This window comes from Leptospira weilii, assembly GCF_006874765.1.
In the GTDB taxonomy this organism is placed as follows: domain Bacteria; phylum Spirochaetota; class Leptospiria; order Leptospirales; family Leptospiraceae; genus Leptospira; species Leptospira weilii.
Genome location: NZ_CP040840.1, coordinates 880,001 through 890,000, shown reverse-complemented (window position 1 = coordinate 890,000; position 10,000 = coordinate 880,001). Strand labels below are relative to the sequence as shown.

General features: G+C 42.3%; 9 protein-coding genes (2 of these 9 cut by a window edge). 8 read left to right on the top strand and 1 reads right to left on the bottom strand.

Features of this window, described 5'->3' with window-relative positions:
- Nucleotides 1–1,088, top strand: the 3' portion of a protein-coding gene (ispG, locus tag FHG67_RS04300) for a (E)-4-hydroxy-3-methylbut-2-enyl-diphosphate synthase (protein ID WP_142499659.1). It extends 904 nt beyond the left edge of the window; only the last 1,088 of its 1,992 coding nucleotides appear in the window; its start codon lies off the left edge, out of view; it ends in the stop codon at nucleotides 1,086–1,088.
- A gap of 1,258 nt (nucleotides 1,089–2,346) precedes the next feature.
- Here the strand turns inward: ispG and FHG67_RS04290 are convergent.
- The gene (locus FHG67_RS04290; RefSeq protein WP_004495935.1) at nucleotides 2,347–3,405 is read right to left on the bottom strand and encodes an MBL fold metallo-hydrolase; all 1,059 of its coding nucleotides are present in this window, start codon (nucleotides 3,403–3,405) and stop codon (nucleotides 2,347–2,349) included.
- Between the two features lie 510 nt (nucleotides 3,406–3,915).
- On the opposite strand from FHG67_RS04290, the gene FHG67_RS04285 reads away from it, so the two are divergent.
- The 7 genes from FHG67_RS04285 to rho all read left to right on the top strand — a co-directional run.
- Nucleotides 3,916–4,176: a hypothetical protein gene (locus FHG67_RS04285; RefSeq protein WP_004496064.1), complete on the top strand. Its 261-nt coding sequence runs from the start codon at nucleotides 3,916–3,918 to the stop codon at nucleotides 4,174–4,176.
- A 348-nt stretch (nucleotides 4,177–4,524) separates the two neighbouring features.
- Nucleotides 4,525–5,505 (top strand): fatty acid desaturase family protein, encoded by a 981-nt coding sequence (locus FHG67_RS04275; protein ID WP_036086265.1) that lies wholly within the window; start codon nucleotides 4,525–4,527, stop codon nucleotides 5,503–5,505.
- A gap of 46 nt (nucleotides 5,506–5,551) precedes the next feature.
- Complete coding sequence (pyrB, locus tag FHG67_RS04270; protein WP_004495845.1) at nucleotides 5,552–6,478, top strand: aspartate carbamoyltransferase; 927 nt, start codon at nucleotides 5,552–5,554, stop codon at nucleotides 6,476–6,478.
- A 6-nt stretch (nucleotides 6,479–6,484) separates the two neighbouring features.
- On the top strand, nucleotides 6,485–6,850 hold the full coding sequence (locus FHG67_RS04265; protein ID WP_004495906.1) for a DUF2203 domain-containing protein: 366 nt from the start codon (nucleotides 6,485–6,487) through the stop codon (nucleotides 6,848–6,850).
- A complete protein-coding gene (locus FHG67_RS04260; protein ID WP_004496019.1) occupies nucleotides 6,834–8,060 on the top strand; it encodes an LL-diaminopimelate aminotransferase in 1,227 nt (408 codons plus the stop codon). The genes FHG67_RS04265 and FHG67_RS04260 overlap by 17 nt, the downstream gene beginning before the upstream one ends.
- Before the next feature lie 489 nt (nucleotides 8,061–8,549).
- Nucleotides 8,550–9,716 (top strand): helix-turn-helix domain-containing protein, encoded by a 1,167-nt coding sequence (locus tag FHG67_RS04255; RefSeq protein WP_004501494.1) that lies wholly within the window; start codon nucleotides 8,550–8,552, stop codon nucleotides 9,714–9,716.
- Nucleotides 9,717–9,859: 143 nt separating this feature from the next.
- A protein-coding gene (rho, locus tag FHG67_RS04250) for a transcription termination factor Rho (RefSeq protein ID WP_004495959.1) crosses the window boundary here: on the top strand, nucleotides 9,860–10,000 show its 5' portion. 1,311 nt of this gene lie beyond the right edge of the window; only the first 141 of its 1,452 coding nucleotides appear in the window; it begins with the start codon at nucleotides 9,860–9,862; its stop codon lies off the right edge, out of view.

Below are 10,000 nucleotides of genomic sequence, written 5' to 3'. Positions count from 1 at the left end.
CAACAGATTATTCCGAATTTAGAAATCCGTTTACTTACGAAAGATTTTACAGCAGTGCAATTAAAATCGGAACGTTCGAAGCTGGGGAAAGCCATCCCGTTCGAGTAGAAACCGTTTTGCCCTTCGAGAATTCCAACTCATTCCTAGCGAACATCGCCGGACTTTATCAGTACGGAAAATCTCTTTCGATCGAACCGGAAAGTATCATAGTAGATTCCCCTTCCCCTCATCAGTTGAAAGAAATTTCCGAAGCCGCGGCCGCGCTTTCGATTCCCGTCGGAATCCTTCTCGAAAAGAATGTCTCCTTAAACGAAAAACTTCAGAATGAATTAAGACGATTCCCGAAAGTCGTGTTTGATCCGTTTCTTCAGTTTCAAGACGGAGAAAAAATGTTATCCTTTTTGAAAGAAAGAGAAAACGCAGGACTTTATACGGAAATCCATACGAGCGGAGCAAGGATAGAATCCCTCAAGGGTCTTCCGGAAACGTTATCCGAAATTGGAATCAAAAACGTTCTATTTTCGATCGAATCGAAAGAAATTCTTTACGATTACAGGAAGCTCGGAAGCATTCTGAGTCACTACGAGTTCCCGATTCTACTTCACGGTTCTTTCCCAAATCCGGAAGAAGCCTTGTACGATTCCGCAATCGGCATCGGAGGCCTTCTGATCGACGGTATCGGAGATCTAATCCGAATCAAAACCCCCAAGATAAAAGATATTGAGGAAATCTTCCAGCTTTCTTATGATCTCTTGCAGGGCACCAGACTTCGTTTAACAAAAACGGAATACATATCCTGTCCTTCCTGCGGAAGAACTCTCTTTAACCTTCAAGAAACAACCGCAAGGATCAAGTCCAGAACCGGACATCTCAAAGGCGTGAAAATCGCCGTGATGGGTTGCATCGTAAACGGTCCCGGCGAAATGGCGGACGCAGATTTCGGTTACGTGGGCGCAGGGCCGGGCAAAGTACATCTCTATCGTGGAAAAGAAATCGTCATGAAAAACGTTCCGAGCAAAGTTGCAGACGAAAAACTCGTGGAACTTATCAAAGAGCAAGGACTTTGGCAGGATGTTACAAACGCTTAAAGATAAAGTCGCATGCTACGCGACAAAAAATGATCTGGATATATTTAACGCGAGTTCGTGGAGAAAATGAGAAAGCGATTATTATGTTGCGATCCATAGGCACCCACAAATTAAGAAGGCTTTTGGGATAATAAGATCAAAAACTGATATTTTTCAAGTGTTCCGACAAGAATGATACTTTTTACTTGCAAGAAGTATCATTTTCTGATAGAGAAAAATCTCCCGAGTCTTTTCACCTATTTCGCGACCATAGAGAGCGAAATAAAGTTTATTCTCCCCCAGGGAAAACTCAGGCACAACGCTTCCTAAACTCAAATCTCGCTCCCGAAGGGTCGCGAGATAGGGCGCGTTGAAGAAACTCAACACAACGCTTCCTATGGGGCGCGTTGAAGAAACTCAACACAACGCTTCCTATGGGGCGCGTTGAAGAAACTCAACACAACGCTTCCTATAGGGCGCGTTGAAGAAACTCAACACAACGCTTCCTATGGGGCGCGTTGAAGAAACTCAACACAACGCTTCCTATGGGGCGCGTTGAAGAAACTCAACACAACGCTTCCTATGGGGCGCGTTGAAGAAACTCAACACAACGCTTCCTATGGGGCGCGTTGAAGAAACTCAACACAACGCTTCCTATGGGGCGCGTTGAAGAAACTCAACACAACGCTTCCTATGGGGCGCGTTGAAGAAACTCAACACAACGCTTCCTATGGGGCGCGTTGAAGAAACTCAACACAACGCTTCCTATGGGGCGCGTTGAAGAAACTCAACACAACGCTTCCTATGGGGCGCGTTGAAGAAACTCAACACAACGCTTCCTATGGGGCGCGTTGAAGAAACTCAACACAACGCTTCCTATGGGGCGCGTTGAAGAAACTCAACACAACGCTTCCTATGGGGCGCGTTGTGGGGTTGATTATGTTAGAGAGTAATACTTTAATTTCTTATTCGCCAAAACTTTCTTACGACCCTGCTCGCGTTATTTAATCACACGAAAACGATTCTAAGAATCGCGGAAAGATTAATAGAAAAAACCCGCTGTATTTTCTGAGACACCCGCAAATCAAAATGTTTCTTAGATATGCGATAGTCCAATATATGATTTTCCGACCTGACGGAGTCAAGAAAGCGGGAAGTTACAATAGCAAAAATAATTCTAAAAATAAAAATTAAGACGATTGTCTTAAATCTTGGAAATTCAGTTACAATCGACCAGACCCTATCATATGAACTTCGCTTAAACTTAGAGTATAAAATTCTACAAATCGACGATTTCACCTACGGTCCAAACCTTGAGCGGAATCATCGAATCTTTTTTTTCGGAATGTAATTTCTTCAGGTAAAGAGCCGCTTCGGACGGACGATCGTCTCCGAGACTAAAAGTCCCCCAATGAATCGGAAGAAAGAGGGAAGAACCAAGGATAGCGCTCGCCTCCAAGGCTTCTTTCGGTCCGATATGAGCAGGTTCCATAAACCATCTCGGTTTAAAAGCTCCGATCGGAAGTAGCGTGGCGGTAAAGCCCTTGGGAAATCGTTCCCCGATTTCAGAGAAGTGTTTTGAAAATCCAGTGTCTCCGCCAAAGTATATTCTAATATTCTCAAATTCGAATGCGTAGCTCCCCCAGTGATATTGATTCATATCAGTCAGCCCCATTCTACTCCAATGTTTTGCGGGAAGAAAATGTATTTTGGTTCCGGCATATTCGGAAACCGTCCACCATTCTTGGATAACCGTATTTTCAAAACCTTCGTCTTTTGCAAATTCTCTCATTCCGGAAGGAAGATGAATCGTAACCTCCGGAAATAATTTCTGAATTTTTTTGACGGAATCGATATCGAGATGATCTCTGTGCGCGTGACTGATCGATACAATGTCCACTCCCGGAAGATTCTCCGGTTGAATTGGCAATTCCGTAAGTCGTTTAACAAAAGGAGAAATTCCCGTAAAAATCGGATCAGTGAGAATGTGCGTTCTCTTTCCGTGAAAATTGGTTGCGACCCATACGGTCGCGTGCCCGAGCCAGATGATTCTCACCTTACCTGGCGGTGCGAGAAAATCCTCTTTCTTTCTTGAAATCACTTCCGGAATTTTTTCCACGTTTCCTTCCACCGTAAGCGGATCGGCCGGACCTAAAATTTTCCAGCGAAGGACCGAAAAGAAACTCTTATTCAATCTTTCGTCTTCTTCGATATTATGATATTTTCCGTCTTGAAAATGGGAGGAACGGATTCTTTCCGGATCGATCGGAAAACAAGTTTGGAAAAAGAAGAAAGCCGTAGCAGAGAATAAAAAAGAAGAGAGTAAAAATTTTTTCATAGGTTTGAATCAACAATTCGATCCCGTGTTTTTCACCAGGTTCCAAAAACCTCGAAAGTTCTGCGAACCTTCTTTCAAAAAAATAAAAACAAAAAGATTCGTTTTGCATATCGTCAAAACGCGTTTATTTTGTAGTTAGGCGACATTCGTAGAATTTCCCTTCATATAGACGATTATACGACGTACGCAAAAATCTATGAAACTTCAAAAGTTAAAAGCGAAAATAGGCGCCCGTTCGCGCAAACGATCGCAAGACAGACATAGATTTATCGCAACTTCTGTCTAAGTCTCGCTTTACTGATCTCTACAGAATAGAATGTCCAAAATTCTGCGTCTAAACACGGGATTTACGCTCAAATTAACTGTACTCTATTTTATAGGGTCAGTAATTCCGCAAAACGATTCGTAGATTTCCCATTTTACTGTTTTTTCTATTTCTTTTCTTCGGCTGGATGGTATCCTTTTACGACTTGAGAAAAATCTTTTCGATTTTGAAAAGGAGAATGACAAGTGAAACTTTTTACTCTTTTAGGAATTTCGTTTCTAACATTCTTTCTGACTTTCTCGTCCTGCTCGAACTATGGTTTGGACAAAGACAAAGCTAAGAAAGAGGACGATAAGAAAAAATGCCAATCCGCTCTGATCGCTTATTTGTCCTGCACCTCATCGAATTCCGCAGCGAACGCATGCGATTCCCTCTATTTGGGAGTTCTTGGAATTTGCGGTGGAGGAGGATCCGGAGGCGGTTCTGGCGGAGGTGGTGGATACTGATTTTTAAATTCTTTTTAATAAAGTATATTCTAAAGTAAGAATATACTTTCTTCGTTGTTTTCGATTTATAAAACGGGCGATATCTTTGTAAACTAAAATTTGAAAACAGAGCTTGTCGTAGTTCCTACAAAATTTGCTCGATAAAAAGAGCTTACAATGGACGGGAAGCCGGTCTTCAGAACGTGCAAAATCATCTTTTGCCGCTTTGTCTTGCCGAAACAAGCCGCTTCATTCTTAAAGGTTTACGTCAAATAAAGTCCTTTTTTCTAAATTCCTGTCGGTTCATTTTCAATTGCACGAAAACGTAGTTTTTTTCACAAAGGAAAAAATCGTTGATCGTTTTGTAAAATGAGTCAAGCCCCGCGTAGAAACCTTCCCGAAAAAACAAATCGAACGATCGCAATTTTGCTGAGCGTATTCTTTTTCGGATTGTATTTTTGGAATCCGATTTCGAAATCGATCGGGAATTTCCATCTATCTTTTATTTCGAATCCGCTCGGAAGCTCAGAATTGATTTTGATTTCGATGAGTGTACTTCCACTCTCCGCTATTCTTTCCTATACTCTCTGGGCTCTGATTCACGAATGCGTTCACGGAAATTTTTCGAATTCCAGAAACGAAAGTCATTTGACGGGAAGAATCCTTTGTATTCTTTTCGGAACTTCGTATCAGATCGTAAAAACGGCACATCTTATGCATCACAAGTACAATCGTGCGGAAGGAGAAAGAATCGAATATTTGAAAAAAGACGACGGAGGTCCGATCTTTGTTCAAAATCTTTTTTACTACATCCGGCTTTTTTTAGGAACTTACTTTCTGGAAGTAAGCGGAGGTTTTCTTTTAAGCCTTCCTCTACCACTCACGACAAATGTGGCTCGAAAACATATTTCCAAATTTCCAATCTACAAAGCCTTTTTTAAACAGATTCAAAAACCGGAAATCGTTCGAGAATTAAGAATCGATACTTTTTTTATTCTTCTTTTATACGGAACCGCGTTGTATTTTTCGGAAACTATGATTTGGTTTTTAGGAGCCGTCGTATTTTTACGGGGATGGATTGTTTCCTTCTTAGACCATTCGTATCATTACGGAAAGGAACTGGATAATGTGTATTCCGCCTATAATCTATCTCTGCCGAAATTATTTTCCTTTTTGTTTCTCAACTTCAACTATCATCGTGTCCATCATCATTTTCCAGGTTGTTCTTGGAATCGACTTCCTATTCAATTCGAAAATTCAAAGGACACGATGGATCTTCCCTTATGGAAACAAACCCTTCGACAACTTTCGGGGCTTTTAATTCTCCCCGAAAAATCCGAAAACTCGTAAATCAATTTGATTGTCAAAAGGGCGTTTTTCTACATTCTGTCGCTTAATGTCCTATAATCACAAGAATGTCTTAGATACGGAACAGTTTTCGAAATCGGATCTCGACTTTCTCATCAAGAAAATCAGGGATATGGAACGCCTCGTCGAACAGCACAAAGCGTTCGGAATCTTAACCGGTAAACTTTTAGCCTCTCTCTTTTTCGAGGCTTCGACAAGAACCAGACTTTCTTTCGAAGCGGCGATGGAACGCCTCGGGGGCAGAGTGATTTCCACAGTCGGTTTTCAGTTTTCCTCGATTTCCAAAGGAGAAACGTTGTATGATACCATGAAGATGATCGAAGCATACGCGGATATCGCGGTGATTCGCCATCCTCTCGAAGGTTCTTCCAGAATCGCGGCCGGAGCGGTCAAAATTCCGGTGATCAACGCGGGAGACGGAGCGGGGCAACACCCCACTCAGGCGATTCTGGATCTTTATACGATCATTTCCGAAAAAGGAACGTTAGACGGTTTGACAGTTGCTTTCATCGGAGATTTGAAATACGGAAGAACGATTCATTCGCTTATCAATCTGCTCAGGCATTACAAAGTTCATCTTTATCTGATTTCTCCCTCAGAACTCTCACTACCGGATTCTTATAAAAAAGGTCTGGAAGGCTATCCTCTCACCCTGGAAGAAACGACCGACATCAAAGCCGTCTGGGATTGCGATGTCGCCTACGTAACTCGAATTCAGGAAGAAAGATTTCCCGATCACAAGGAATACGAAAGGCTCAAGGATCTTTTTAAAATCAACAAAGAGTTGATTCTCGCTTCCAAGAAAAAAACGACGATTCTTCACCCTCTTCCGAGAGTGAACGAACTTTCCACGGACGTGGACGATTTGCCGAATGCGGCATATTTCAGACAAGCAAGATACGGAGTCGTAAGTCGTATGACGTTACTTTGTCTTTGTCTGGGACAGGACTTCTGAATATTCTTGGAACGGAAACTCTGGACATACGAAGAAGCTCGGTCCATTCTACCCATAGTTAGGGAGATTACGGAAGAATACTATTCTCATGTATCGGAACTGACCGTTCAACTGAGGGAAAAAATACTTCCCGAGAACGAAATGGAAAACAAAGAGGAAGAAGTTCGAAAGCTGATACTCGAATGGTCTTCCAAAATTCAAAAATACGGAATCGAAGTCAAAGGACTTTGGCTTATCGATTTCGATAACGGACACGGATATTATTGCTGGCATCTCGGGGAAGAGGATCTTCTTTACGAACACAGTTATGAAGAAGGTTTTGCCGGAAGAAAATTAATCGATAAGGATAAGGAAAATGGCGAATATCAATGAGAATTATTTAAAATTAAAAGCGGGATATTTGTTTCCCGAAATTTCCAAACGCGTAAAAACCTACTCCGAAAAAAATCCGTCCGCAAAGATCATTCGATTGGGAATCGGAGACGTGACCCTTCCGATCGTTCCTTCCGTCGTAGACGCGATGGTCGCAGCTTCCAAAGAGATGGGAACAACGGGAGGTTTTCACGGTTACGGACCGGAACAAGGATATTCGTTTTTGCTAAAGTCAATCGCGGATCACGACTACGATTCTCTCGGAATCAAAATCGAAGAAAGCGAGATCTTCGTTTCCGACGGATCCAAATGCGATTGCGGTAATATTCAAGAAATCTTTTCCACCGACGCAAAGATCGCCGTCGCCGATCCCGTTTATCCGGTTTACGTCGATACGAACGTGATGGCCGGAAGAACCGGAGAAATCGGAGCCGACGGAAGATATTCCAATCTGATCTATATGCCCGCGACGAAGGAAAACGGATTTCAACCCGAGATTCCCAAAGAAAAAGCGGACATCATCTATCTTTGTTATCCGAACAACCCGACAGGAACCGTGACCACGAAAGAAAGCTTAAAGGCATGGGTGGAATACGCGAAGAAAAACAATTCCATCATACTTTACGACTCCGCATACGAAGCTTTTATCAGCGAGCCCGGCGTTCCCCGTTCGATCTACGAAGTGGAAGGCGCAAAAGAAGTGGCGATTGAGTTTCGTTCTTTTTCCAAGACCGCGGGTTTTACAGGATTACGTTGTGCTTATATAGTTATTCCGAAGGAACTCAAAGGAAGAACCCGTTCCGGAGAGGAAGTCAGCATCAATTCTCTTTGGAGCAGAAGACATACCACAAAGTTCAACGGAGTCTCTTATGTAACTCAAAAAGGCGCCGAAGCTTGTTATTCTCCTCAAGGAAGAAAAGAAATCCAAGCTTCGATCGCGTATTATATGTCGAACGCCGCAAAGATTCGCGACGGTTTGAAAAAAGCCGGATACGAAGTTTTCGGAGGAGTCAACGCTCCTTACATTTGGTTGAAAACTTCAGACAATCTTTCTTCTTGGGACTTCTTTGACAGACTTTTAGATAAGGCGCAAGTAGTCGGAACACCTGGCTCCGGTTTTGGTCCCGCGGGAGAAGGATATTTTCGCCTCAGTGCCTTCGGCAAAAAAGAAGACGTGGAAGAGGCGATCGCACGGATTTCTTTTCTTTGAGGCTCAAAGCGAAACTTTGATCGTAAGCTCAAAATCCGTTTTCGAATTTGAGGCGGGTTCTTATTTTCTTACGACCCTGCTCACGTTAGATTAGGTTAAAAAATACGACTGATTTCTATAAAATAGAGTATCGTTAATTTGAGCATAAATTCCGCGTTAAACGCAGAATTTCGGACATCTATTATGTAGTCTATCTCAAACATGCTATGAAACGGGGCCAAACCAAAGTAAGGTTTCCCTAAAAAAAGTTTTTCATCAAAAAAATGTGGGAACTCCCGCAAGAATTCAGAATCGCCCATTTTAAAATTTGTGGGAACTCCAACCACAAATTCCAATCCGGAATCTTAATGGGCGAAGCGACTTGTTGATCGATAACTATAAACATCCTGAAAGTCGCTTTCGGATCTTAAAAAAGAGAGGAATTTTCTTGCAGACCGGAAAATAAGAGTATTCTGACGCCAAATCGGCACTTGGAAACGACCATTTTTCATGAAAATAGAAACCCTCTACAGATACTTTCTCATCACACCGGCGACACATCTTCCGGTCGTAGACGAGTCTGGAGATCTTATCGGGCTTTTATCCCGCAAATTGATACAGATGGAAATGGCGGACTTGAGTTCGTCCGAGCGGGAATACACACGGCTTCCGGAAAGTTTTTTAGAAACTGAAATTCCCGAATCTTTCTTTCAATACTTTCAAAGACAAAAATCGATCCCGGTTTTAACCCTAACAGGTGAAAAAAAAGAAGAATGGGACAAAGTCCAGGTCATGGCCGAACTTGGAAAACTTGTTTCCGGAAATCGTCCGAGCCCGGAACCCGTAACCGAATCAAAAAAACAAGAGCAAGAGCAGAATTCCCGCTTTTGGTTCATGGAACTTATCCTACAAAATCTTCCGGACGGACTTTTAGCTACCAATTTGGAAGGGAATTCCATCTTTTACAATGAAACATTCGAACAGAATATTCTACCTAAAAAATACTTTCGGGACTCGATCGTTCAAGCAGAGCGATTACTCAAGGAAATGAGTAAAAATCTTTTAGCCGATTATCTGAAATCCAATGAACTTCGTTTGGACGGAAATACGCCCTTTTCCCTGCAAACCTATATAACCGAACTTGAGTGTAATGTGAGAATCATCGTTCTCAAACAAGGTTCCAAGATTGTAGGATATCTCTATCATTTCATTACTCCTCGCGCCGTTTTAGGCCGCCAGAACGAAAGCGGTTTGGAATTTCCTTCCGTGAGCGACGCTTTCTTTCAAAAACTTCCATTGGAAACGATGCTAAAAGAAGTCGAAAGTGCGTTTATCTTCCATTCCTTAAAAGCCAATCAAGACAATATATCGCATACAGCGCTTCAATTGGGCATACCTCGAACAACCCTTCAGAATAGAATTAAATTTTTAGAACTTCAAAGCCGTTATTCTCTTTCCAGAGAGAATTCGATTCCCCGTAAAAAAGCGACCCCGCCGTCTCATTCAGAAGAAAAACCCGAAACCCATACGAAAGCCCCCAAAAGTTCCGTTTCCTCCAAGCACGCTTCCAAAAAATCAGGAAAGAACACGGCCAAAGACAATTCATTCATCCGGAAGAAATCCATCTCAAAAACGGCCTCTTTGAAACAAAGTGCAAAAAAAAGAAAACCTCGCTGAATAATTTCGTTGACAGCTTCCGCTTACAATCGTTATCTCATGGTTAGAGCCGATCTAACCGATCTCTTCTCCTCTGTATTCTCAAAAATAAAATCTCAAAAAGGCGAATCCTTCCCTTTTTAAAAATTCAAGTAGCTCCTAATATGGCAACAGCAAGACGAGACAATAAAAACAAACACCACAACCAAAATAATAACTACAGTCAAAACGATTCCGAAACCACCGGTTCAGTCGAAGAAGAAAGTGCCGGGCAGGAATCCCAAGATTCTGAATCTTCCGATAAC

Coding starts and splice junctions, on each gene's coding strand:
- FHG67_RS04290 (WP_004495935.1), bottom strand. CDS start 3,405: ATGAAAAAATTTTTACTCTCTTCTTTTTTATTCTCTGCTACGGCTTTC.
- FHG67_RS04275 (WP_036086265.1), top strand. CDS start 4,525: ATGAGTCAAGCCCCGCGTAGAAACCTTCCCGAAAAAACAAATCGAACG.
- pyrB (WP_004495845.1), top strand. CDS start 5,552: ATGTCCTATAATCACAAGAATGTCTTAGATACGGAACAGTTTTCGAAA.
- FHG67_RS04260 (WP_004496019.1), top strand. CDS start 6,834: ATGGCGAATATCAATGAGAATTATTTAAAATTAAAAGCGGGATATTTG.
- FHG67_RS04255 (WP_004501494.1), top strand. CDS start 8,550: ATGAAAATAGAAACCCTCTACAGATACTTTCTCATCACACCGGCGACA.